The 25887-nt window shown below is 45.1% G+C and carries 20 protein-coding genes; 5 read left to right on the forward strand and 15 right to left on the reverse strand.

Features of this window, described 5'->3' with window-relative positions; all coding sequences use genetic code 11:
* Positions 1–238 precede the first annotated feature (238 nt).
* Complete coding sequence (locus HW560_RS23915) at positions 239–1294, reverse strand: YeiH family protein (RefSeq protein WP_090897548.1); 1056 nt, start codon at positions 1292–1294, stop codon at positions 239–241.
* A gap of 181 nt (positions 1295–1475) precedes the next feature.
* On the opposite strand from HW560_RS23915, the gene HW560_RS23920 reads away from it, so the two are divergent.
* Positions 1476–2369, forward strand: a complete 894-nt coding sequence (locus tag HW560_RS23920; protein ID WP_090897545.1) for a LysR family transcriptional regulator — start codon at positions 1476–1478, stop codon at positions 2367–2369.
* Between the two features lie 29 nt (positions 2370–2398).
* Here the strand turns inward: HW560_RS23920 and HW560_RS23925 are convergent, their stop codons facing one another.
* The 8 genes from HW560_RS23925 to HW560_RS23960 form a co-directional block, all read right to left on the reverse strand.
* Positions 2399–4021, reverse strand: a complete 1623-nt coding sequence (locus tag HW560_RS23925; RefSeq protein WP_179264934.1) for a glycoside hydrolase family 13 protein — start codon at positions 4019–4021, stop codon at positions 2399–2401.
* Between the two features lie 59 nt (positions 4022–4080).
* Positions 4081–4974, reverse strand: coding sequence for a carbohydrate ABC transporter permease (locus HW560_RS23930; RefSeq protein ID WP_090897539.1), 894 nt, complete (start codon positions 4972–4974; stop codon positions 4081–4083).
* A 13-nt stretch (positions 4975–4987) separates the two neighbouring features.
* Positions 4988–5902, reverse strand: coding sequence for an ABC transporter permease (locus HW560_RS23935; RefSeq protein WP_063565144.1), 915 nt, complete (start codon positions 5900–5902; stop codon positions 4988–4990).
* Between the two features lie 61 nt (positions 5903–5963).
* A complete protein-coding gene (locus HW560_RS23940) occupies positions 5964–7700 on the reverse strand; it encodes a type 2 periplasmic-binding domain-containing protein (protein WP_090897536.1) in 1737 nt (578 codons plus the stop codon).
* A 345-nt stretch (positions 7701–8045) separates the two neighbouring features.
* Positions 8046–9704 (reverse strand): extracellular solute-binding protein, encoded by a 1659-nt coding sequence (locus HW560_RS23945; protein WP_257031419.1) that lies wholly within the window; start codon positions 9702–9704, stop codon positions 8046–8048.
* Between the two features lie 49 nt (positions 9705–9753).
* Positions 9754–11160, reverse strand: a complete 1407-nt coding sequence (locus tag HW560_RS23950) for a response regulator transcription factor (protein WP_179264935.1) — start codon at positions 11158–11160, stop codon at positions 9754–9756.
* Positions 11157–12869: a sensor histidine kinase gene (locus HW560_RS23955; RefSeq protein WP_110002140.1), complete on the reverse strand. Its 1713-nt coding sequence runs from the start codon at positions 12867–12869 to the stop codon at positions 11157–11159. Before HW560_RS23955 ends, HW560_RS23950 begins: the two co-directional genes overlap by 4 nt.
* A gap of 158 nt (positions 12870–13027) precedes the next feature.
* Positions 13028–13150: a sporulation protein YjcZ gene (locus HW560_RS23960; RefSeq protein ID WP_079697598.1), complete on the reverse strand. Its 123-nt coding sequence runs from the start codon at positions 13148–13150 to the stop codon at positions 13028–13030.
* A 233-nt stretch (positions 13151–13383) separates the two neighbouring features.
* Here HW560_RS23960 and HW560_RS23965 point away from each other — a divergent pair, with 233 nt between their 5' ends.
* Positions 13384–13869 carry a CcdC protein domain-containing protein gene (locus HW560_RS23965; RefSeq protein WP_179264936.1) on the forward strand — a complete coding sequence of 162 codons (486 nt, stop codon included), beginning with the start codon at positions 13384–13386 and terminating at the stop codon, positions 13867–13869.
* 224 nt (positions 13870–14093) lie between these two features.
* A complete protein-coding gene (locus HW560_RS23970; RefSeq protein ID WP_179264937.1) occupies positions 14094–15275 on the forward strand; it encodes a multidrug effflux MFS transporter in 1182 nt (393 codons plus the stop codon).
* A gap of 322 nt (positions 15276–15597) precedes the next feature.
* On the opposite strand, the gene HW560_RS23975 is transcribed toward HW560_RS23970, so the two are convergent.
* The gene (locus HW560_RS23975) at positions 15598–16476 is read right to left on the reverse strand and encodes a helix-turn-helix transcriptional regulator (protein WP_179264938.1); all 879 of its coding nucleotides are present in this window, start codon (positions 16474–16476) and stop codon (positions 15598–15600) included.
* Positions 16477–16611: 135 nt separating this feature from the next.
* On the opposite strand from HW560_RS23975, the gene HW560_RS23980 reads away from it, so the two are divergent.
* Complete coding sequence (locus HW560_RS23980; protein ID WP_179264939.1) at positions 16612–18591, forward strand: alpha-amylase family protein; 1980 nt, start codon at positions 16612–16614, stop codon at positions 18589–18591.
* Between the two features lie 113 nt (positions 18592–18704).
* Here HW560_RS23980 and HW560_RS23985 read toward each other — a convergent pair whose 3' ends face one another.
* From HW560_RS23985 to HW560_RS24000, 4 genes are all read right to left on the reverse strand, one after another.
* Positions 18705–19763, reverse strand: a complete 1059-nt coding sequence (locus HW560_RS23985; RefSeq protein ID WP_179264940.1) for a threonine aldolase family protein — start codon at positions 19761–19763, stop codon at positions 18705–18707.
* A complete protein-coding gene (locus HW560_RS23990) occupies positions 19760–20194 on the reverse strand; it encodes a MarR family winged helix-turn-helix transcriptional regulator (protein ID WP_231952523.1) in 435 nt (144 codons plus the stop codon). Before HW560_RS23990 ends, HW560_RS23985 begins: the two co-directional genes overlap by 4 nt.
* A gap of 189 nt (positions 20195–20383) precedes the next feature.
* Positions 20384–22102 carry an ABC transporter ATP-binding protein gene (locus tag HW560_RS23995; protein ID WP_179264941.1) on the reverse strand — a complete coding sequence of 573 codons (1719 nt, stop codon included), beginning with the start codon at positions 22100–22102 and terminating at the stop codon, positions 20384–20386.
* A 2-nt stretch (positions 22103–22104) separates the two neighbouring features.
* A complete protein-coding gene (locus HW560_RS24000) occupies positions 22105–22536 on the reverse strand; it encodes a hypothetical protein (RefSeq protein ID WP_179264942.1) in 432 nt (143 codons plus the stop codon).
* A 195-nt stretch (positions 22537–22731) separates the two neighbouring features.
* Here HW560_RS24000 and HW560_RS24005 point away from each other — a divergent pair, with 195 nt between their 5' ends.
* Positions 22732–24831, forward strand: coding sequence for a serine hydrolase domain-containing protein (locus HW560_RS24005; protein ID WP_179264943.1), 2100 nt, complete (start codon positions 22732–22734; stop codon positions 24829–24831).
* A 103-nt stretch (positions 24832–24934) separates the two neighbouring features.
* Here HW560_RS24005 and HW560_RS24010 read toward each other — a convergent pair whose 3' ends face one another.
* Positions 24935–25876 (reverse strand): alpha/beta hydrolase, encoded by a 942-nt coding sequence (locus HW560_RS24010; protein WP_090897503.1) that lies wholly within the window; start codon positions 25874–25876, stop codon positions 24935–24937.
* Between the last annotated feature and the right edge of the window lie 11 nt (positions 25877–25887).

Raw genomic sequence — 25887 nt, forward strand, 5'->3', positions numbered from 1 at the left:
TGCGAGCAGAAAGTACATCGTTATCCAGACTTTCCTGTGTGCATTCCAGACTTTTGAACCAAAAGAGGAAAAAATTTATATTTTTTCAAGTGATGGATTTATACTATTCCTTTTGTGTTCGTTCTGGATCTGATGACCATCACCTCTCGAACAACAAAAAGCACACATTGATCCACTAAGGGCCACTGCGTGCTTTTTATTAACGTTATGAAGGGAATACCTAGGTTTAAGCACATTCCTAGTTCAGGCCAAAGCCACGAACAAGCATGAATCCGAGAATGGACAACACCATAGATCCCAGCAGTCCTGCCAAAAAAGGTTTCTTGCCCAGACGACGGAAGGTTGCAATATCCACACCCAACCCCAATCCAGCCATGGCCATCGCGAGCAGCATATAGGAGACAACCAGAAGTCCTGAGATCATCTCTTGCGGAATAATACCCAGCGTGTTTAACCCACTCATAGCCAGAAAACCGAAAATGAACCAGGGTACTGGCAATTCACGCCACCGGATTCCTTTAGATGATTTTTGCTCTCCCCCACGCGCCTGTCGTCCACTCCACAAGCCGATGATCAACGCAATGGGCACCAGCATGCTGACCCGAGTTAGTTTCACGATGACTGCCATATCCAGTGCTGTTTGCCCTCCAGGTGCAGCCCCAGCAATGACATGTGCCACTTCATGAAGCGTGGCGCCTGTGAATATGCCATATCCATTCGCACTTAAACCCAATACCGGGTATAGCAATGTATAGACTAGAGTGAAGATTGTGCCCAATATCGCCACCGTGGCCGCACCTACTGCTGTTTCTTCATCTTTGGCCTTGATCTGTGGCGCAATCGCGACCACTGCCGCTGCACCGCAGATGGCTGTTCCACAAGCGGTTAGCAGCCCTATTCGTTTGTCGATCTTTAACCACTTGCTGAGTCCGTAGACAACAAAAATCGTAACAATAACATTGATTGCCGCTAGCGCAAAGACTTTGTAGCCTGCATGGACAATATCCAGAAGGTTTAGTTTCAAACCCAGCAGGATGATGCCGAACCTTAGCAATCGTTTTCCGGAAAAGGATATTCCTGATTGAGCGTTCAGTGGAACGCCGCGCACCGCCCGGTATAGGATACCTAGCAGAATTGCAATTACCAGTTGACCCATAATATCTAAGAGTGGTAGATAACCCAGCAGCTTGGCGATAAACGAGAGCAGTAAAGTCAGTCCGATCCCCTGCAGAAATCCCCTGTTCCTAACACCGTTTATGTTTTTAACGAATTTCAATTGTGTCTGTAAAATCATAGCTCCACACTTCCTTATTGGATAAGTATATCCTCACTATAGAAGCAGACAGAAAGGAAGTGAAATATGAATCTGCGATCCTAATCATTACAAAAACTTATGATTGATTGGATATCTTATGCTAAAATGAGTTCACTAGGCTTATAACGTTGAAAATACACTACTTAAATGAGGAATTATAATGATAACTGATGCGTTAAAAGTCTTCGTTACCGTTGTAGAACAAAGCCATTTCTCCAAAGCCGCAGAACTGCTGAATCTGTCCCAACCGGGGGTGAGCCTGCATATCAAAAATCTGGAGAATGAGCTGGGAGCCAAGCTGCTGCATCGTTCGCCAAAGCAGGTGTCCTTGACTGAAGCGGGGACGATCCTCTACAAACATGCCAAAGTCATTCAGGCCCGCTACGATGAAGCACGACAGGAGATCCAGATGCTGCGGGATGAGGTGACCGGAAGCATTCAGATCGGGGCCAGCTTCACCATAGGTGAATATATTTTGCCTAAGAAGCTGGCAGAATTCGCAGCGCAGTATCCGCAGGTCAACATCCAAGTTACCATCGGCAATACCCAGGAGATTCTGTCGGCGGTTAGGGGCAATCAACTGGATATCGGATTTGTGGAGGGTGAAGCACAAGCCTCGGCAGAACTTGACGTTATCCCTTACATGAAGGATGAGATGATCGTAGTAGCTCCTTCCGGTCATCCCCTCTCCGGTTCCGTCGTGGTAGAGCAAAATATGCTTCAGGATCAGGTCTGGGTGCTTCGTGAGTCGGGTTCAGGAACACGCGCGTTTAGCGATCATTTTATGGAAGAGACTGCGATCCGTCCCAAGCGGTCCTATGTCTTCACCAGCAGTCAGGGTGTGAAGGAAGCTGTTGCTGCGGGACTCGGAATTGCAATGGTATCCAGATGGATTGTTCATAAGGAGCTGGCAACCGGGGAAGTCGAAGAACTGCGAATCAGACAACTGCATCTGGAACGCAGCTTCTCCATCATTCGTCTCATCGAGCATTCACATTCCATGGCGCTTGACGTTTTCTTGCAAAAGCTTCTTTTCGTCAAAAAAGAGGGTTGAAGGCTATTTGCCTTCAACCCTCTTTTGAACTACACAAGCAGATACATTCTTGCTTCATAAGGACGAAGTGTGTTCTCTGAAACAACGTCCGAATAGTTACTAATCAATAAACTTTTATCTCCTGCAAATTCGCTTGTAAGCTGGAATGGAATAACTTTGCCGTAAAAGTTGCACAGGACTAGCAATTTGGTTTCACCAAGTGTTCGTGTGTAAGCGAAGAGGTTCGTGTCTTCCGGGTACAGAAGTTCATAATCCCCATAGATGATCACTTCATGCTCTTTTCGCAGCTGAATCAGTGTTTTATAGTAATGGTAAATGGAATGCGGATCATGTATAGATTCTTCTGCATTAATCTCCGTGTAGTTCGAATTCACCAATATCCATGGTTTACCTTCCGTAAAACCCGCATTTTCGGAAACATCCCATTGCATCGGCGTACGTGCGTTATCACGGCCTTTTGCATAAATGGATTCCATCACTTCTTCCTCAGCGTACCCATTCTCGACCCGTTCCTTATACATATTCAGCAACTCAATATCACGGTATTCTTTAATAGGGTAACGAACGTTCGTCATCCCTAACTCTTCACCCTGGTACACATATGGTGTACCTTGCATGCCATGCAGAAGAGTCGCCAGCATTTTGGCAGACTGCACACGATATTCCCCGTCATTTCCCCAACGGGACACGATCCGCGGAAGGTCATGGTTGTTCCAGAACAAACTGTTCCAGGCTTCGCCCTTCAGCTCGGTCTGCCATTTGGACAACACTTTCTTTAATTGAAGCAGATCCAGCGGCTGGAGGTCCCACTTGCCTTTTCCCTCCTGCTCATCCAGGCTGATATGTTCAAATTGGAAGACCATGGATAGTTCACTGCCGTCCGGGTTGCTATAAAGCCTGGCACTTTCGGGCGTTGCTCCCCAGGTTTCTCCGACGGTTAGCAGATCACCCTTTTGGAATGTCTCTTTACTGAGTTCACGCATATATTGGTGCAGATTTGGCCCATTGCCTGTAATTTTATGGTCAGGCTGTTTGCCAATCAGATCGATAACATCAAGACGAAAACCACCTACACCTTTATCCATCCACCATTGAATCATGTCGTATATCTCCCGCCGTACCTTGGGATTCTCCCAGTTAAGATCCGGTTGTTTAACAGAGAAAAGATGCAGATAATACTGTCCCAGCTCGGGCACCCATTCCCAGGCCGATCCACCAAACGTTGAACCTAAATCGTTGGGAGGTGTGCCTTCCACACCATCTCTCCATACATAATAATCGTGGTATGGATTATCCTTGCTTTTCCGGGCTTCCTTAAACCAGGGATGCTCGTCGGATGAGTGGTTAAGCACCAGATCCATGATAATTCGGATGTCCCGCTTGCCTGCCTCCTGAATCAGCAATTCCATATCTTCAAGTGAACCAAACATTGGATCGATATCCTGATAATCCGAAATGTCATACCCGTTGTCATCTTGCGGCGATTTGCACACTGGTGACAGCCAGATCGCACCGATGCCAAGATCCTTCAAATAATCGAGTCGGGATAATATACCTCTCAGATCCCCGATTCCATCACCATTGCTATCTTGAAAGCTGCGGGGATAAATTTGATATACGACAATTTCTTTCCACCATTTTTTATTTCCCATATGGAACCACCTTTCTCTTGAACCAGTTTCTGCTCATCCGGATTCTGTTCCATTACCTATTATTCTTTTACCGAACCCACAACAATGCCGGTTACAAAATATTTTTGCAGCAGCGGATAAATCAGCAGCAGTGGGATGACAGCCACTACGATTTTGGCTGCATTTAGATTTTTGTTTGAAATCTCAGTCAGATTGCTGAGCTGAGCAGAGTTCGTGCCGGATTGAAGAAGCTCTGCGATATTCACGTTAAGCGACTGAATATAGGTCATTAGCGGATAATTGCTAACTTTGGTCATATAGATTAATCCACTGAAGAAATCATTCCACGTGCCCACGATACTGAACAGGGATACGGTCGCCAGCGCAGGAATAGACACGGGCACATATACTTTGAACAGGACCTGCAATGCATTTGCCCCGTCGATGAATGCCGCTTCTTCAAGCGCTTTTGGTACTGCGGCGAAGAAATTCATTACAAGAATGACACTGAATATTGGGACAGCACCCGGCAGTACAAGCGCCCAAATGGTATTGAGCATATCCAGGTTTTTGATCAACAGATAACTGGGGATCATGCCCCCACTGAACAGCATGGCAAAAATCATGATATTCATATATATATTTCTGCCCTTAAACTCCCTTTTCGATTTGGACAGCGGGTAAGCCATCAAAACAATAAGAATCATGTTGAGTACTAGGGATAGAGCCACACGTAGAACGGAAATGCCAAAGGATCGCCAGAACTGCGCATCATCAATAATTTTTGAATAAGCGGCTGTTGTAAACTTGACGGGTAACAGACCTACGGCATTGGCCGATACGGCCTCACTGCTGCTGAATGAAATCGCAACGATATTCCATAATGGAAGGAGGCAGATCAAGGCCAGCAATATAACGATGGCGTAGATGACAAACCGGCCCATTCGGTCTTTCAGGCTTGCGGAATAAGACACAAGTTTCGCCTCCTTAGAAAATTTTTCTGTCGGTGTATTTTTTGGCCAATTCATTGGCGGACAATAATAGAACAATACCAATCACTGACTTGAACAACCCAACTGCCGTACCGAAACTATACTGTCTGCCAACGAGACCAATCCGGTATACATAGGTATCCAGAATATCGCCCGACTCATAGACAACCGGGTTATACAGATTGTAGATTTGATCGAAGCCTGCGCTCAAAATATTGGTCAGACTCATGACCCCCATGAGCAGGATAATAGGCAGCATACCCGGCAACGTAATATGCCATACTTTTCTCCACCAGCTCGCTCCATCTATCCCTGACGCTTCATATAGACCCGGATCAATTGAAGTTATTGCAGCCAAATAAACGATGGAGCTATAACCGAATTCCTTCCATACGTCCGTCCCGATAATCAGTGGCTGGAACCAGGTGTTGCTTCCGAGAAAATTAATATTTTCCAAACCGAAAAAGGCTAAAATCTGATTTACACTTCCATCCAGGCTGAACATGTTAACGACCACGGAGGCCAGAACAACCCAAGACAAAAAGTGAGGCAGATATACAATGGTCTGCACGGATTTTTTAACAAACTTAAAGCGGATTTCGTTTAATAAAATGGAAAAAATGATAGCCATCAGTGTGCCGAGTAGAATCTTGGCAATGGCAATCACTAACGTATTACTGATCACTTGGCCGATGTCCGGCAGCTTGAACATATAAATAAAATGCTTGAGCCCAACAAACTCCGAGCCAAACATACCTTTGGCTGGTACATAATCCTGAAACGCCGTAATGACACCAACCATTGGAATGTAGCTGAATACGAGCAAAAATAAAATGCCTGGCAGCATCATCATATGATACATGGCACCCGTGCCCAATCGGTTTCTTGCTTTATATTTTTCCTGCTTCATGGATGAACCCCTTTCCTGAAGAAAGGCTGCGTAGCGCAGCCTGTCAGCAGTGTTAGCTTAATTATTTTTGGGATGTAGTCTCGGCTTCGATCTCCTGAATCACTTGGTCTCCGCCTTGTTTTTTCCAATTAGTGACGAATGTTTCGAAGTAATCCAACGGTTCTGCACCCGTTATGATTTTGATGAAAGATTCCTGTTCCATTTTGGTCAGGTTAGCCCATGTCTGTTTCATGCTTGGTGTAGTTCCAGAGAACGCTGGCGTCATCCAGTTGAATTTGCCTTCCTGTGTCAACTTATCGATCAGCCCCACTCCGTTCATGCGTGAGTGATATTTAGACCAAGCTGTTACATCATCCGTATCCTGGTCTTTCAAGTACGTTTGGATACTGCCAATATTGTTCTTGGATTCCGTTGTACGGACCTGATCCAAACCGATCTCGCCTTTAATTCCACGAACAACGTCGGAGTAATCATCCAGCAGGGATGTTGCCGAGTTGACTTCAATATTAAAAGGTCTGGTTGAACCGTCTACACCGCTTTCCAGATACTTAGCTGCCTCAGGCATGGTAGTTGCGACATCTTTGTCATTTGCCAATTTATCGTAGAACAGATTAATAATTTTAATCGCGAGTTCCGGGTGTTCATATCCTTTTCTCACTACGATAAACTGACCGGATGGATTGGCGTGTGCCACGTTTACCTTACCGTTTGCATCCTCCAGCGTATAAGCCGTGAATTTTGCATGTTTATCCATCTGCTTGACACTGCTCAGTCCCCAGTCTGGAATATGCCACGGTCCAAAAGCAATCCCGCTCTGACCATTGGTGTAGAGTGCAGTGATATCGTCAAATGTACGGGTTCCAAATTGCGGGTCAATGATACCTCTCTTGAACCAGTCGGCCATAATGCCCAGCATCTGCTTGGTTTCCTTTGTAGTGGAACCATAAACGATGCTGCCATCTTCACCCTTCATCCAATATTGAGGATATGCCCCTTCGGTTGAAGCAACACCCAGCATGGTATAGGCAGAACCGTTATAGTCCGTCGTATTCAAGGTGTTCACAAAAGGAATACCGACCGGTTTCCCGGTTTGCCCAGGATCTTTTTTCAGGAACTCTTCTGCTGTTTTCTCTACATCTTCCAGCTTGATGGCACCGTCTCCGTCAGCATCGAGTTTGATTCCCAGCACATCCAGCCAATCCTGACGAACCCAAACCATCGTTGGTGCGGAGTCCAGAGAGGTCGCCGGAAGGCCCATCAGTCGGCCATCGATTGTGGCATTGTCCAGTGCACGGCCATCGTAGGAGTCGTAAATCTGCTTGATATTATCGGTGGCATATTGTTTGTATACCTCTGTCATATCTTCAATCAGATCATTATCAACCAGTTCTTTAAGTTCATCCTTGGAATCGACACGCATCATATCAGGCAATTCTCCGGAAGCGATTGCAAGAGAAACCTGACGACTGTAATCTTCACCGTTAGCCTCAAATTGGTCCTTAATTTGTGCATTAAACGCTTCTTTGACCAGACGGGTATACGCATTGTTCTCATATGTATCTCCAGCCGGCAATTTCGGGTTCGCCGTTGTAACACGCCCCATCGTTACCGCCACTTCGTCTTTATAAGCACTGAACGGATCTCCAGGCGTTACCTCATATTGACCTGCATCCTCAGCAGTCGGTGGATTGGAAGCTCCCCCACAGGCTGCAAGGACGGATACCATCAATGCGGACATGGACAGCACTGCCAGTCGTTTTGTCAACAGCTTGCTTTTTATTGACCAATTATTACTCATCAAATTCAACTCCCCTTCGTTCTGATTATTTCTCTATCATGTTGTTTGCGCTTTCATTATAAAACTTGGAGAAGCTTTATTGAGATAGGGATTAAACGCTAGTTTGGATAGAGAAATGTGTACACATTTTGCTAAGATCAACGATCAACATTAACGAAGTGAACATTTATCTTACCTGCCGACTTACATTTGTCTATCCTCGTTAATAAGAATGGGTAGACAGCGAGTGTGGCACAACGAAAAACCGGCAAACTCCTAAAACAGGAGTCTGCCGGTTATGAATGATCTCGAATTTAGTACACAAATGTGTAGAATTGTAAAATTCAGCGTATATAGGTTAGCAACTCACCGTTGATTCAGGGATGCAGATACTTCAGCAGTTACTTGATCGCCACCTTGTTCCTTCCACTCCTGTACAAATGGATCGAATGATTCGATCGGCGCAGTCCCTAAAATAATTTTCAGAAATGTATCATGTTCCAGCTTGGACAGTTTGCTCCACAACCTCTCCACTGCTGGGGTACGTTTGTAGGTAAGGCTTCGAACTTTATGGATATTCGGATCAAAGAAGTTTCTTCCACCCACAAGCAGTGAATAACCACGCATAAAATTCTCGTTGTGCTGATCCCAGTACGAAATGCCAAGTTGATCATAAGGCTTTAGCTTGGTTTGTTTTATCGTCGAAACTGTATTTTCCAGCAGCTTATATTCGGACTTGTCCTTGAAATCGGCTGGGGTTTTGGTTCCGGCCAGAATATCCTGCACGGCTTTGGATTCATATCGAGCTTCATCTGCCGGGGCAAAGAAATTGCGGCTCAGCATAAAACTGGTACCATACTTGAACTCATCCCGAAGGTACAGATTGTTAATCTTAATGATCGCTTCGGGATGAGCATACCCTTTGCGAACCACCAGGAAAGAACTTGAGGGATGATCCACCTTCACACGAAATGCTCCATTTGCATCCAGTGGGAGCGCGTAAGCCTGCCAGTTCGCCTTGGGATCATTCAGCCAAGCGCTTGGGAGCGGCCAGTATCCTGCAAAGAAACCTTGAAAGAACATCCCAGCCTGTCCGCTAATGACGGTTTCCTCTGGTTCTTTTCGGATGCCCAGATCTGGATCAAGCAGACCTTTGGCATACATATCACGAAGTCTGACCAAAGCGTCCTTTGTCTCTGACAGAATCGAACCGTATACAGGTTTTCCATCTTTTTCGAGCCAATATCCGGGGAAAGCTCCATAAGCCGAGAAGATCGGCGTTAGATCAAAGGCAAAAGCGCTGTTGTTAAAATCGTTAAACAGACTTGTGCTTGAGGCAAGCCCGATCGTATCCCGTTTCCCGTTCCCATCCGGGTCCTGCTCCACAAAGGCCTTCGCTATTGCTTCCAATTCGTCCACCGTTTTCGGTGGTTTTAATCCAAGACGATCGAGCCAGTCCTGCCTGATCCAAAGCATACTGAAGTCCTCCGCCGTCACAGACGGAACAGCCATCATTTTCCCTTCAAAGGTCACTTGTTCCAGGGCCAATCCATGGGTGCTGTCGATGATTTTCTTCATCTCAGGTGAAGCGCTGCTTGCATATGCCTTGGTCAGATCTTCAATTTCTCCCGCTTTGACCATCTCATTCAACTGAACCTGATTAACAATCATTGCATCAGGCAAATCATTGCTGGCAATAGCCAGATCGATTTTCTGTCCAAAATTCTCCTTGGATACCTGCCACATGACCTCGACATCAATGTTAAGGTTTTGCTTAATCACCGTTTTCCACTTATTCTTTTCTACGGTCTCTCCTTCGGAGAGATCCGTACCTGTGGGGTCAACCACATATCCCAACCGGATGGAAACGGGATGTTCATATTTGCCAAATGGTTCGGTGGCGGCGGTGTCAGGTGTGCTGGTCGCTGGTCCAATTGCCGTTTTCCGAGAGTACGAAATACTGAAAAATACGATACCTGCAATCAAGCTGACGACAACAACACACACAGCCATCTTCTTGATCATTACTTTCCCTTCTTTCACCGGATCGCCAGTCGGTTGTGCGGAGCGTACACTATTTGTCCGTTCTGCCTAATTGTCGATATTCACTAGGCAGCACACCTGTCAGTTCGCGAAAGATTCGGCTGAAATATTTTTCATCCGTATAACCCACCCGCTCTGCAATCCAGAAAATCGTGTTGTTTGTGTTCAATAAATACTCTTTCGACTTCTCTATACGTATATATCGGGAATAATCGTTAAAGGTTTTCCCCATGATGTCCTTGAAGCATTGGCTGAAATAGCTGCGGCTAATATTCAGTTGCTGGGACAGCCCTAAAGCTGTAAAAGCCTGATCCAAATCATTCTGCATGATCATCACGGCTTTTTTCACCCCATCAATCATTTCCTGAGAATACGAGGTCTGTTCATCCGCCTTTCGAATACTCTCAGCGGTCTGCTTGATCCACTGTTCCACTTCGTACCAGGATTGAAAAGAATGGATCATTGAGATTCTTCCCAGCGTAGTCTGGGCAAAAAGATGGTTCCACTCCATGACCAGGGAGTACAGTAATCCCATCAGCTGCCCTTTTTGCAGCCTTAGAGATCTAAACTCTTCAACAAGCTGGTTATAATAATGATCGTTATGCGTCCACGGAGATAGAAACCAACTTCGTTTAATACGATCCATATCCTCATCCCGAGGTTCTATTGGAAATGTGTCTTCTTCATTCATGGAAACGACAATAACCGGATCTAGGGGTTCATATGCATAAAATAAGGACGTTTCTGTATAATTCATAATCCAGTTTTGAATTTGCGACCATGTCCGTTCCTGTACATCAGACAACACCAGTAGCGCAGCTTGAGGAACTTGATCCAAGTACCCCTTCAATCTATCAAATAGCTGATCCTCTCCACTCTGAGGTACCGCCCACATCCAACTGTTCCGTTCCACTTCAAATCGGACCTCGTCTACATTGGATTCGATTTCAATGGGCCAGTTCTGGCCGGATTTTCGGTCCAGTGAAACCAGTGCATACACTTTACGGTAATGGACATTGGTTTCACCTAGCTGCGGCAGCGTTCGTCTTGTATTCGTGAGCTCACCAATCCGGGTATGTATTCGATTCAGTACATGTTCGAATTGTTCCTTCTCAAGCTGGACTTTGGCTATATAGTCGATAGCTCCCAGCCGAAGCGCTTCCTGAATATAATCAAAATCCTGATGAAGAGTAAGCACGACAATATGAAGTTCGGGGTAGTGCTGCCTTGCGGCGCGCATCAGTTCAATGCCTGACATCACGGGCATCGCAAGATCCGTTAACATCAGATCCACCGAGTTGGATTCGAGAAAATCCAGCGCCTTAGCTCCGTTACTCGCTTCTCCAACAACCTCCATGCCAAACTCGTTCCACGGCATTGCGGAGCTTATTCCTTTTCGTACCAATTTATCATCATCCACAATCAATACCTTAATCATGCCGAGATATCTTCTCCTTTGATCGGAAGTATAAGCAGTATGCTTGTCCCTGTTCCCAATTCACTTTCAATCACCAGTTGAGCTTGATCCCCGTATTGTGCTTGTAACATGCGGTGAACATAATTAAGCCCGATGCCCATCCCAACTTTTTGATGATCAGCTACACGATTGTTCAGAAGTCTTTGAATCGCTTCTTCCGTCATGCCTGCTCCATTATCCTGAATCATGATGTTCAGCGTTTCTTTGCGCGTTACTTCAATTTGAATAAAACCTTCGTCGCTCAGTCCATGGTAAAGTGAATTTTCAACCAACGGCTGTAGAATAAAACGAGGTACCGGTATTTGAAGCACGTGCTCATCAGCCGAGATGCGCACATCAAACTCAAAGTCATATCGGATTTGCTGCAGGATCAAATACTGTCTAAGCGCGTCAATCTCCTCTTCCATCGTCGAAACCTGACCTAATTTGCCCAAATTGTAATACAACAGCTTATTCAGGGACTGTACCAGCTTGTCGATCTCCCCTTGTCCATTCATTACCGCGAGCCAGTGAACGGTATCCAGCGTATTCATCAAAAAATGAGGATTGATCTGGTACAGCAGCTTCTCCACTTCAAGGTCTGCACGAATTTTCTCTTTCTGCTGCACCTCTTTAAAGAGGTCACCGATTTGATGCTGCATATTCGAGAATTCACCCAACAGAAAATCAAATTCTGGAATCTGCGTGCGGGCCTGGCTGCCTGTTGTTTGTGGATTTTGTGACATTCCGTTGATCTCTGAATGGAACAGACCGAGGGGTTTATAAACCATCTTCCACAGCAGCCAAGCCAGAAATACGGTAAAACCAAGGAAAAATAAAGCGACCAACAATATTTGAAGCAACCACTGATTTTTCTCCTGTTGATACTTGGCCTGCGAGATCACCGACACAACGCTCCAGTTCTGGGTAGAATCCTGTCTGAACCAATGATAATCGCGAGCTATTCCGTCCGATGCTGCACCCTTCGATAAGCTGGAGAAATTCTCCCCGACTTTCATCGCTTCCGGAATCTCACTGTACACAATGTTTCCCTCTCCATCGAGGATCAAGTGGGATAAATCTCCTTTGTACTGATTGTAACCCAATATATCCTGCGCAAGGTGAAAACCGGATTCGACGTAAATATACACATCGTCCCTCTGGGGTAATTTTACCTTCCGCATGGCGGATAAGACGAGCTGATCATCAAACCGGTTCATACTGACATGAGGACCATAATAGGTAATCCCATATGCTTTGGAGAGCACAGGCAAAGATTCGGGTGCAAAACGATCCTTTATAGGAAAGTTTCCAAACTGTGTGGAGCTATCCTTCTGAAAATAATACAATGTCAAACCTATATTCGGGTTGGTAAACGTGACGACATTTAATTCGCTTTTTAGTTCATCCCGAGTTTCAATCAATTCAAATATATTGGAGGATGGCTTCAACACCTCATCCAACTTTTTGCCTAATGTACCACTGTAGGATAATTGCTGTGTAACATGATTCAGGTTGGTGATCGAATTCTCCAGTGAGGAAGTCACCTGCTGTAAATTGCTCCGAATGCCATCATCGATCTTGTTCGCAAAAATGGAATCAATGGTGTAATAGGAAATTGCAAATATACTAATGAAGGGAATAAACGCACTGAGAAAAAACAGCAAAAAGATCCTTTTTTTAAGTGTCATTCCAACCTATTCTCCTTACCTTCATCCATTCTATGTTGAATGCATAACTCCATAATTATAGATTGATAATTCAATATGTCAAACGCTTTCAAATTGTAATCAAGACAAAAAGACCCTGCCAGCGGAATGCCGGCAGAGTTGTTCATAAGGTTAAGAAATTAAACCAAGAAAGCTTTAGAGATGATGACCAACAAGATGAACAGAACAAGGATTGCGCCGATGGATGTGAAACCACCGTATCCACCAAGACCTCCAACATTTCCATATCCTACTTCACTCATGTAATCTCCTCCTCTTTTGTGTTATGTCATAAGGTATTCATATCGTTGTGTATTGACAAGGCTATTGAGACAATCATCAAAAAAAGGGCTCTGTCCGCTTATGCAGCAGACAGAAGCCCCCGTCATCACAGGAAGATGACAAAAGTCACCTTAAACGAATTACTTTGTACACTGATATAAATTTTAAAAATCCTCGATACTTAGGTTACAAAAAAACAGACGAGGTGCTTACCATGAATCCAATATCTTTAACAATTTCATTATTAATTGTCGTACTTATTTTGAAGGGCGTGATCCAGGGCAGCAAAAAGCCATTGCACGAATCAGGTCGAAAACTATTAATTCCGATCCTCTATATCTCTACATCTTTGTTTGAATTGTTCGACCCTACTTTGGTGCTTACATCTGGCAGAATGATCAGTTCAATCGCTTTAGGTGCAGTTCTGTCGATCCCATTAATTCTGGTGACGCAATTCGAGCGAAAATTGGATGGCAGGATGTATTATAAAAGAAACGTATCTCTTTATGTTCTAATTATTGTTATCTTCTCAATTCGATTCTTTGACTTCATGTTCATCTCAGGCATTGATCCCAAGACTCTTGGATTCCTGAATAATGTAGTTGCTCTATCCTATATTGCCATTTGGCGAATGGCTAGCTTCATTAAATTTCATAATTCCAAGTCCAGTACGTTCAGAGCTTGGGACAAAACCGCTTAATCGTACGATTAGCCAGAGCTGGTTGACTAGCTAAATCAAGCATGTTAACCTAGGCCGAGTATTAACAATGATTGTCAAACCCTCCTACTCTTATAATGATGAAAGGTAATTCAACAAATGATGATTTATAGTCGTCTCGCCATCATGATGCCCCCCTTTCCCTAGCTAGGCTCATATTCTTGTTGTCATAACAGAGTATAAGCTTGTAGGAGGGCTAATATATAATGAAGAAATATGCTGTACCATCTTTGCTTTTAATGATTGTTCTTATCGGTTTTCCACAAATCAGCGAAACCATCTACACTCCATCTCTGCCAGATATCGCAGCAGCACTTGGTGTATCTAATAGTTCCGTACAATTCACGTTAAGCATCTATTTTATAGGATTTGCCTTGGGCGTCTTCTGCTGGGGCTGGCTGTCCGACTTGATAGGTCGTAGGCCTGCAATGCTGGGCGGTCTCATCGTATATGGGATCGGGAGCTTGATGTGCTTTTATTCGGAATCGATTCAGTTGCTTCTCGTCGGCCGTTTCGTACAGGCTTTCGGTGCCGCAACTGGCTCGATTATCACCCAAACCATGCTTCGAGAAAGTGTATCGGGAGATCGAAGACATGCGATGTTTGCCCAAATCTCTGCTGTCATTGCATTTACGCCGGCAGTTGGGCCACTTATTGGTGGTTGGATTGATCAGGCCCTTGGCTTCAGATGGGTATTCTTGGCGTTAGTACTAATGAGCGTTTTGTTGTTCATATATGCTTTTCTTAAACTGCCGGAGACAACGAATGTTTCTTTACGATCCAAAGTCGCTATACTTTCGGTTGTTAAAAAGATGCTCGCTATGCCGCGCGTAATGGTGTTTGGCGTATTGATCGGAGGTATTAACGGCGTTTTATTTAGTTATTATGCCGAAGCTCCCTTCATCTTCATAGAACACTTTGATCTGTCGCCTGGCGTTTATGGTTTTCTGGGCATTATTGTGGCCTTGGCCTCAGTGGTCGGAGCAATGATCTCAAAACGATTATTGACCGTTTACACACCGGAAAAGATCATTCGTCTGGGTTGTCTGGTCATGACCAGCGGTGCTCTGCTCCTGACCCTTGGAAGCAGCTTGTCTATGCTGCCCAATCTTTTGCAGATCATCTGCATGTTAACTGCCATGTTTGTTCTGTTGATTGGCGCAGGTATTGCTCTGCCCAATTGTCTAAGTCTTGCGCTTGTTCATTTTCAAGATGTAATTGGCACAGCAGGTGCTATATTCAGCTTGGGCTACTACTTGCTGGTAAGCCTTACGACATGGGGAATGGGTGCTCTGCATAACGGTTCATTGCTGATGATGCCTTTATATTTTCTAATCATTAGCGGCGTAATGTGGTTGCTTGGCAAAAGATTTATCTCAGAAGAATAATCTATTAGGATCATTCATTAGGATCATAAATAATACGAAGAAATGTCCCGGGGCACATTTCAACAAAACAGAAGCAGTCCAGTACTTTTATCGTATCTGGGCTGCTTTTGTTAATTTTATTGAACATAAAGTCTGAAAGCCACATCGGCTTATCCAAAGATCTTAAATACTTTATATTCATATTCATATTCATTGCCCTAACTTTGAAGGTTCCACGCATATACGGAAGAAGCGAAAGTTCAAATCTTGAGCATTTGAAATTCCCGACATTGAATACGTTATCTTCCACCGTCCTTTCGGGCGGTTTTTAGTTTGATCACATCTATTCCATGAAATACAACTGATGCTTTTTGCGGTATTCTCCAGGCGTGAGGGAAGTTTGACGTTTGAACAACCGTGTAAAATAGTTATGGTCCTGCAGTCCACACAACTCGCCGATACGCTTCAGCGGAAGCTCCGAATGTGCCAATAACCGCTTGGCCTTCTCCATTTGCAGGTGATGCCTGTATTGAAGCGGGCTCATCCCCGTATACTGCTTCAGGCAGCGAGCCAGGTAATCAAAATGATAAAGCAGATCACGCTCCATCTGTCCGGAATCAAACGGCTGCTCGAGGCGTTGACCAAGATAAGTTGCCACTTTCTCGCTTAGAAAATAGGAGCGAGCCTGCGGGCTGTTCTGTCTCATTCCCTTCTGTAATTGCAGCAGGAATTGGCCCAACAGAACATGAAGCTCGAAGGAACGCTGACGGGTGAGTACATGGTGCAGCTCAAGCATTTCTTTCAGTATCGGCTCCAGGTTACGTAGATCCACTACGGCGAATTTGGGAATTTCAATGACTCCTGGGGGAGCCTCAATATCCTGGTCTGTTTGTTGAAGCAAAGGCTGCTCCCAAGTCGTCTTTTCTTTCAAAATCATCTTTTGCACAGAGGACAGCTGGAAATGAATCCAGTATACTTCCGTCTGCACATCCGTTGGTCTATAGCCACGGTGGTCTTTGCCAGGTTCAAGAACCAGCATCATACCTTCCGCAATCTCGTAACGGAGGCCATCTTCCTCCATGTACAGCGCTCCTTTGGCGCAAATAATAAGATCGAACACATCAAAGCTACGCTGGGCATGCTGCATCCCCGGCTGCCATTCGGTGTGCCCAATGGCTGCTAATAGCGGAAACGGCGGAACTTGAAGTTCAAGTACAAGCATTAGATTCCTCCTTTGTTCTAAATGTAGATAATGTGCTATATATAGTCGTAATTGTCAGCTGTATCAAAGCTGATGATCGATTAGAGTGGTAGATATAATATGATTCTATCATTTAATGACCAGGGGGAAGCAAGCATGAAATTTCGTCAAGTTCATCTCGATTTTCATACGTCAGAAGCCATTGAAGGCATTGGCCGTGATTTTTCGAAGCAGCAATTTCAGGAGATGCTCAAAACCGGGCATGTCGATTCCATCACCATATTCTCCAAGTGCCATCATGGCTGGGCCTATCATCCGACTACCGCCAATCAAATGCATCCACATCTGAATTTCGATCTTCTGGGTGCCCAGATTGAGGCTGCTCATGAGATAGGTGTGAAGACTCCGGTCTATCTCTCCGCTGGCCTTGATGAGCGGCTCGCCCGCAAACATCCACAATGGCTCATCCGCAATCAGCAGGAGCAGATCAGTTGGACAGCCGACTTCATGACGCCAGGATATCATCAATTTTGCATGAATACCCCTTATCTTGACGTTCTCACCCTACAGGTCGAGGAAGTCGTAAAGAAATATGATGTGGACGGAATCTTTCTCGATATCGTTGGTGTTCGGGAATGTTATTGTCAATATTGTGTTGCCGAGATTCGCTCACAGGGCTCCGATCCACGAAACATTCAAGATATGAAGAAACTGTGGGAACAGACGTATACTCGTTATGCTAATCGAATGAATGAGACTGTGCATGCAGTGAAACCCGGATTACCCGTGTTCCACAACAGCAGTCACGTCGACCGTGGGCGGCGGGATCTCGCCCATGTGAATACCCATCTGGAGTTGGAATCGCTACCAACGGGCGGCTGGGGCTACGACCACTTCCCGCTTTCTGCTCGTTATGCGCAGACATTGGGCATGGATTTTCTCGGCATGACCGGAAAATTCCATACGTCCTGGGGCGAATTCGGTGGATACAAACATCCCAACGCGCTGCGTTATGAAACTGCTCTGAGTCTTGCGAACGGGGCACGCTGCTCCATTGGAGATCAGCTGCATCCGGGTGGTCAGATGGATCATGCCACGTATTCGTTGATCGGGGAAGCTTACCGTGAGGTAGAAGCGAAGGAAGAATGGTGTCGAGATACTACGGCTATTGCCGATATCGCATTGCTGTCAGTTGAGGCAGCCTTATGGGAAACCGGAGGCGATCCTCATAACCAGCACATGCACCACCACGATACCGGCGCTGTAAGAGTTTTGCTGGAAGGCCACTATCTCTTCGATGTGGTCGATCTGCAGGCTGATCTGTCCAAATATAAAGTTGTTATTTTGCCGGATGCCATTAGCATTACAGAGTTAATCAAAACCAAACTGACAGCCTTTCTTGCCGGGGGCGGCAAAATTCTGGCCACTGGCCGTTCCGGTCTCTCACCGGATGGAACGGGCTTTGAATTCGATTTGGGCGTAGAATATCAGGAGGTTTCCCCATTCCGTCCCTCCTATTTCCGTCCGAATTTTGAGCTTCCTTCGCTGCGTACAGCCTCTTTCGTCATGTACACCGAAGGACAGGACGCAGTGCCCACGACAGACGGCATCGTACTTGGCAGTAAGGAAAATTCATATTTTAACCGTGACTTGTTCACGTTCTGCTCTCACCAGCATACCCCTTCTGATCTGCAGGAATCGGGAACTGGCATGGCTGAGGGTCAGGATGGAATCTATATCGCATGGAATGTTTTTGAAGATTATGCGACGAAGGGGAGCTTGGCTGTCAAGGAAATCATCTGTTACGCGCTGGACCGTTTACTGAGTAACAACAAGTCGCTAATGACCAATCTGCCTGCGCAAGGGGTTACCACGCTGCAGATGCAGACGAACTCGAACCGTTGGGTGAATCATCTGCTGTATGCCTCTCCAGTACGTAGAGGACAAGGTGTAGAAGTTATCGAGGATATCCCTCCACTTATCAATACAGAGGTGACGGTTGCGGCGGCTGAAAAAGTACAGGACGTGTATCTGGCGCCACAGAACCTTAGTCTCCCATTCAATCAGGTGAACGGGCTCGTTAGCTACACGATACCACAATGGTCCTGTCATCAAATGGTCGTGATTCAATTTTAGAAGTGCATTTTTGGAACATAATAACAGCAGACAAAAAAAAAGTCGCCATCAACATGGCGACTTCTTTTTTGGCGTTTTACTCCGCCAATGTACTATCCTTTAGAGATTAATGACTATACACAGGCTTTCAATTTGTTCAGACTCTGGGAAATATCGCGAATCAGTAAATCCACATTTCCCCGCTGAGTTGCCCAACTGGTACAGAAACGAACGACGCTGTGAGTGTCGTCCACCTTTTCCCAGAATGTGAACGAGTAACGGCTGCGTAAATCCTGAAGCAGGTCATCTGGCAGAATTGGAAATTGCTGATTGGTTGGTGAGTCATATAGGAAAGCAATGCCTTGCTCCGCAAGTGAATCATGAATCAACATGGCCATGTCCACCGCATGCTGGGAAATTTCAAGATACAGACCATCTTCAAACAGCGTTTCAAACTGAATACCCAGCAATCTGCCTTTGGCAAGCAGGCCGCCTTTTTGTTTGATCATATAACGAAAATCCGGCTTGAGCTTGTCATTCAAAATGACTACCGCTTCCCCCATCAATGCTCCGATCTTGGTTCCGCCAATATAGAATACATCACACAGGCGGGCGAGATCCGCGAGCGTCGTATCACAATTCCGGGAAGCAAGAGCATACCCAAGACGTGCCCCATCAATAAATAACGGGAGACTACACTGTTGGCTCACATCAAACAATGCTTGCAGCTCTGCCTTGCTGTACATCGTACCGTTCTCAGTAGGCTGGGATATGTAAACCATTCCGGGCTGGACACAATGCTCCGGAGACGCATCATTCCAATGAGCATCATAGACCGCTTTGACCTGATGTGCTGTGATCTTTCCATCTTCACTTGGTACCGTAATCACTTTGTGACCTGTGGCTTCGATCGCTCCTGTCTCATGGACCGCGATGTGGCCCGAAGTCGCTGCAATCACGCCTTGGTATGGACGTAAAATGGAGGCAATAACCGTTGTATTGGTCTGTGTACCACCAACCAAAAAATGCACATCCGCCCGTTCATTTTCACAAGCTTGTCGAATGAGACTCCTCGCCCGATCACAATGGGCATCTTTACCGTAACCGCTCGTTTGTTCCATGTTCGTTGAAATCAGTCTTTGCAAAATGCGCTCATGCGCGCCTTCGTTGTAATCACATTCGAATCGTATCATCGTCTTGTCTCTCCTGCTCTTTTGTTCAACTTATCCTGAATATTCATCATGGAAGCATAAACTTCTCTGATCTCTTCCTCATCCAAACCTTGCATTAACTTCACAATCTGCTGATCTGAACGTTCATTCAACTCACCGTAAAGCTCCTGCCCTTTTTCAGTCAGGCGAATCAAACTAACCCGGCTGTCAGCGGCCGAATCTACTTTCATCAGCAGCCCTTCTCTGGTTAGTTTACTTACAATTCGACTCATGTAACTGCGATCAATGGTCAGTGTATCCACCAGATTGTTCGCAATGCTCTCCCCTTGAATGCCAATTTCAATAATGACCCTTGCTTCGGCGAAGGAGTATCCCGTTCCCAGGATATGTTTATCAAGTACACCGAGTATATTGGTATAAAAACGGTTAAAACGCCGCATTTCAGTCAACATATCTGCATTTATTTGCTGAGAATCGATGTCAAACCCTCCCTTTTAGTGGACATTGTCAACATTATGATAATTCGTTTAGTGGACGTTGTCAACAATATAATATTGATGAACCTTATAGTCTGAATCAGTGTCACTTTATTGAAAAACAAAAAAACAAACCGCGCAAATGCACGGTTTGTTTTTCGGCTATCAGGAATGGCTGTATTGAACCTGGTGAAGCCTGCTGTATATCCCCCCTGCAGCGACCAGTTCCTCATGGTTACCCTGCTCTGCAATACCATCAGCATTGACTACCAGGATGCGATCTGCATTCTTGATGGTTGTCAGTCGGTGTGCAATAACAAGTGTTGTTCTGCCCACTGACAGTTCCGCCAAGGACTTCTGGATTAACGCTTCGGTTTCGGTATCCAGAGCGGACGTTGCTTCGTCCAGGATGAGAATCGGTGGATTTTTCAGGAACATGCGAGCAATGGACAAGCGCTGTTTCTGACCTCCGGAAAGTTTGACACCACGTTCGCCGATGACTGTATTGATCCCTTCCGGCAAACTAAGAATCAATTCTTCCAGAGATGCACGACGGGCTGCATCCCAGATTTGCTCGTCTGTTGCCGTTAAATCGCCATACGCGATATTTTCCTTAATTGTGCCTGAGAAGAGAAATACATCCTGTTGAACAATACCGATATGTCTGCGCAATGATTCCAGCTGAACCTCACGAATATCCATCCCGTCAACAGTGATCCGGCCTTCCTCTACTTCATAGAATCGTGGAAGCAGACTGCATATGGTCGTTTTACCTGCACCGGAAGGACCCACAAATGCAACGGTTTCCCCTGGCTTAATGGACAAACTGATATTATTCAGAATACGTCGATTCTCTTCATAACCGAACGAGACATTTTCGAAGCGAATATCTCCTCGTACGCTTTTTAGCTCAACGGCATTTTTCGCATCGGCGATTTCCGGCTCCGTATCGATGATCTCCAAGTAACGCTTGAAGCCGGCGATCCCCTTAGGATAACTTTCGATTACGGCGTTAATTTTTTCAATTGGACGGAAGAAGATATTGGATAACAACAGGAATGCCATGAAATCACCCATATCAATCCTGCCATCGATAAAGAACCAGGCACCGCTGATCATAACAAACACAGTAACCAGACGCATCATCATGTAGCTGACTGATATACTCTTCGCCATCGTTTTGTAAGCAAGCAGCTTTGTTTTACGGAAGTTCTCGTTGTCTACGGAAAATAGTTTTTTCTCATGCTCTTCGTTAGCGAACGATTGTACGACACGAATTCCGCCTACGTTGTCTTCAATACGGGAATTGAAATTCCCCACATCGCCGAAGAGGCGCCGATAGGTCTTCGTCATGCGCCCACCAAACACGATAATGACCCAGGCCATGATTGGAATGATGATAAAGGTGATCAATGCAAGCTCCATATTAATGTTCGCCATGAGCCAGAACGAACCGATTAATGTCATCACTGCGATGAAAACATCCTCCGGTCCATGGTGAGCCACCTCGCCAATATCGTTAAGATCATTCGTCAGATGACCAATCAGATGACCCGTTTTACGATTATCGAAGAACCGGAAGGATAGCTTTTGCAAATGAGCAAACATCTTCGAACGCATGTTGGTCTCAATGTTAATACCAAGCATATGTCCCCAGTAGGTCACGACATAATTCAAGACCGTATTCAGCGCATAGATCGACAGCAATACAATACATGCGAGGATAATGAGCGGCCAATCTTGACCTGGCAGCAACTCATTAATGAACTTGCTTACCGCAAGTGGAAATGCCAGCTCTAGTAAACCAGCTATTACTGCACAACCAAAATCAATTAAAAACAGTTTTTTGTAAGGACGATAATATGAGAAAAAACGACGAATCATTCTTATTCACTCTCCAGATCCTGATTAGGGCTTTCTTCTTCAAGTTGTAATTCAAAAAGTTGGATATATTCATCAATAACCTGGTCAATGGCTTTCAGCTCTCCACTAATCATTTGGTGAATATTCCTGAACTCCTCCTGACCAAGCTGTCTGGCCAATGTGGCTCTTCGGTTCTGCATTTGTTCCAAAAAGACAAGTATTCTTCCACGTCGAAACGTTTGTGCCCCGTTACCCCGTTTTCCGTGATGTTCGCCATGTCCTCTTCCGCGTCTGGAACGTTCACCTTGTTTTTCTTGTTTTTCTTGTTTTTCTTGTTTTTCTTGTTTTTCTTGTTTCTCTTGTTTCTCTTGTTGCTCTTCTTCCCCGCGACCGCGTCTGGCTCGCTGTCCATGGCGATCAGGTTGCTCGTTCTCATTTATATGTCTTTCTCTCATTTGAGAAGCACCTCCAATTTCGTATACATCTGTATACATTTCGTTTATGTATACGATTGTATACACAACAAACTGTTCTGTCAACCCGTATTTTTCCATTTTTTCAGGTCAATTCATATTCAGTTCATCGCCCTAGAGTACACTAACTCAGGTACCACCACAGAGATTCCCAATTCACAGATAAGACAGGAGAAGATGAGATTGACACTGAAAAAACGAACTTCATTCGCGGCGGTAACCCTGATGTTAACCATGTTAGCCCCAATGTCTGCTCTCGCCGCACCGGCAACCAGTACCAGCAGTAACCTTACGTATGATATGACCCAAAAAGTGGTGATGGAAAAGAGCAAGCTCCTTACCGAAACATATGGTACAACCAGTGTGCAGTATGCACTCATGGATGAGGGAAAGATCGTGATCTCCGGACAAGTAGGCCAAAATGACCCGGAGGATCGTATCCCCCTTTCTTCTAATACAATGTATGGCATCGGTTCAACCAGTAAAGTGGTGCTTACCGCCGCTGTGATGAAGCTGGTTGATGAAGGCAAGATCGATCTGGATGTGCCGGTTGTGAACTATATCCCGGAATTCAAAATGAAGGACAATCGTTACACAAAAATTACACCTCATATGCTGCTGAATCATTCATCCGGGATTCTTGGAACCTCAAGCGGTAGTGCCATACTGTATGGGGACAATGATACCTATGCACATGATACATTTTTGGATCAATTGGCCGAGCAAAATTTGAAGGCAGATCCAGGAGCCTACTCGGTGTATAGTAACGATAGCTTCACATTAGCTGAAATTCTGGTCGAAAGAGTTAGTGACATGAGCTTTACTGCATTTATACACAAATATATTACAGAGCCCTTGGGCATGAGTCACACCAAAACACCGCTGGATCTGGTTGACCCTAATCAAATGGCAGTAACTTATTCCCAGCCGGAAAAGAAACAACTTCCACTAGAGAACACGAACATGATTGGCTCTGGAGGCATTTACTCTACTGCAGAAGACCTGGTTAAATTTTCGCAAATCTTTACAGGAGAGATCAAAGGCATTCTTTCTAGTGAGTCGGCAAAAGCGATGACGCAGGAAGAATACAAAAGAGGCGTGTGGCCAGAGGACAGCGATTCATCTATTTCGTACGGGTTAGGCTGGGATAGTGTAAACCTGTTCCCATTTAGCGAATACGGGATCAAGGCACTTACCAAAGGCGGGAATACGATTGCCTATCATTCGTCATTAATTGTACTTCCGGAATACAACATGGCTGCAGCCGTTACCTCCTCAGGTGGGTCGAGCACCACCGACCAATTGATCGCGAGTGAACTGTTGCTTAGCGCACTTGAGGAAAAAAAGATTATTAAAGCGCGGAAGCCGGATAAATCATTTGGCGCACCTGTAAAAGCAACCATGCCGAAAGAACTAACGCAGTATGCAGGCATTTATGGGGCTGTTGGCAGCTCGTTATTGAAGTTGGAAGTGAATGATGAAGGGCAATTAACAACGTCTCTGCTATTATCGCCGAACAGTACGGAACAAAAGTATACGTATACCGCAGATGGCTCTTTCGTGAACGAGCAAGGTACAGAAAAGTTGAAATTCGCCCAAGAGGATAACGGGAATACCTACCTGTGGTCTCGCTCGTATCAGTCGGTGCCAGGGCTTGGACAAATCGCCTCCTCGGAATACAAGGCAGAAAAGCTCGAAACCAATACATTACCCGAAGATGTAACAGCCGCTTGGCAGAAGCGCGAAGGCAACATTTATTATCTGGTGAATGAAAAATACACCTCGACGGTATATGACAGTGCAACGCCGATCATCCCTATTCATATGTTCAATGAGGCACCAGGGTATGTGTATACCAATAAAATTATGGATCCAAACCTGGCCGTGAACCAACTGCAAATTCCAGGCTTGGCGGGCAGGGATACGATGGAATATAAGTTCTTCGAGAAAAACGGCGTGGAATACGTCTCAGCAGGAGGAAAGGTCTACGTCAGTCAAGAACTTGTAAGACCGCTCTATTCGGGGAAACAATCGAAGACAACGATCCAAACGAATGGTTATGCGACATGGTACTCGATACCGGCAGCCGCCACAGGTAAAGTGATGACAGTAAAAATGCCTTCGAAAGGTGCTTTCACTGTATATGATCAGACGGGTATCAGTACGAATCATACCGTGGTAAGTGGTGTAAATGAAGTTACATTACCTGTAAATGGTACGATTGTATTTGCTGGTGAAGCTGGTTCAAGGTTCGAAATTACGTTAACTAATCAATAATAATGAGTATGGAAAATACGCCCCTTCCCCGGTGTTCTACTGGGGAACGGGCGTTTCGTTCTTTCTGAAATCAATTCTGAAAGGTACTACGTTGATTCTAAGTTTATTTCACTTCATTCATAAACTTCCTGAAGTTTTCGACTATTTCTTTGGATCGGGTATGGTGTAAATAATGCCCGCCTTCGAATGTCATCACTTTACCATGTACAGAATTTTCAACTTGCTCTTCATGCAAAGGTATCCATCCTTCCGTTTCCGTATCATTCGCTTGTAAGAAGAAAATCACAGGCAGATCTTTGGGGAAGGTCAAGTTCTCAGTTACTTTGAAGTTAGGAGCAAAGTTTTCGCCTTCACTCAGATTGTTCGGATTAAACGTATTTTTGAGTGAAAGGATTCGAATTTGCTCTCTGGTTTCATCATCAACATCGGGTGCAATCAGTTGATCAGGGGCCAATTTCATTAACAGTCGGTAGAATCCTGATTTTTTAAGCAGTTTGTACGTTCCGGTTGGGAATGGATCATCGTTACCTCCCTGCGTTGGGACACTGCTCTCGATGCCGACAAAGGAAGTTACTTCGTTTGCATATTTGTTCACATAATCCAGTCCGTATATCCCTGAAATGGAGTGAGCCATGAGCGTGTAACGTTGAATACCAAGTTGCTGTAACGCTTCATGAATTTCACTAACCATATTTTCCGTAGTACGCTCTTTTTCAGTAATGTCACTTAATCCATAACCGAAAGGTTCAATGACAACGACTTTGTAAAATGGAGATAGCTCATCGATTAACGGTTTAAAATCGAGGGCTGGGGCAGGTGTTCCGTACCCCGGAAGCAATACCACGGTTTCTTCACCTTTTCCTTGGATCAACACATTCATGTTTTTCCCGTCAACCGATACGGACTGACCATAGGGTTTGATTTTCCCTGCCTCCGACTTGTTGCTAAATACATTTACAAAATAAACAGTGGCAATAAATAATGCAAAAGCGATAACTATGGCTCCGAATATTTTGAGCAAAATGATTAATATTTTTTTCATCATGATGGTATTCT

This window comes from Paenibacillus sp. E222 (assembly GCF_013401555.1).
GTDB lineage: Bacteria > Bacillota > Bacilli > Paenibacillales > Paenibacillaceae > Paenibacillus.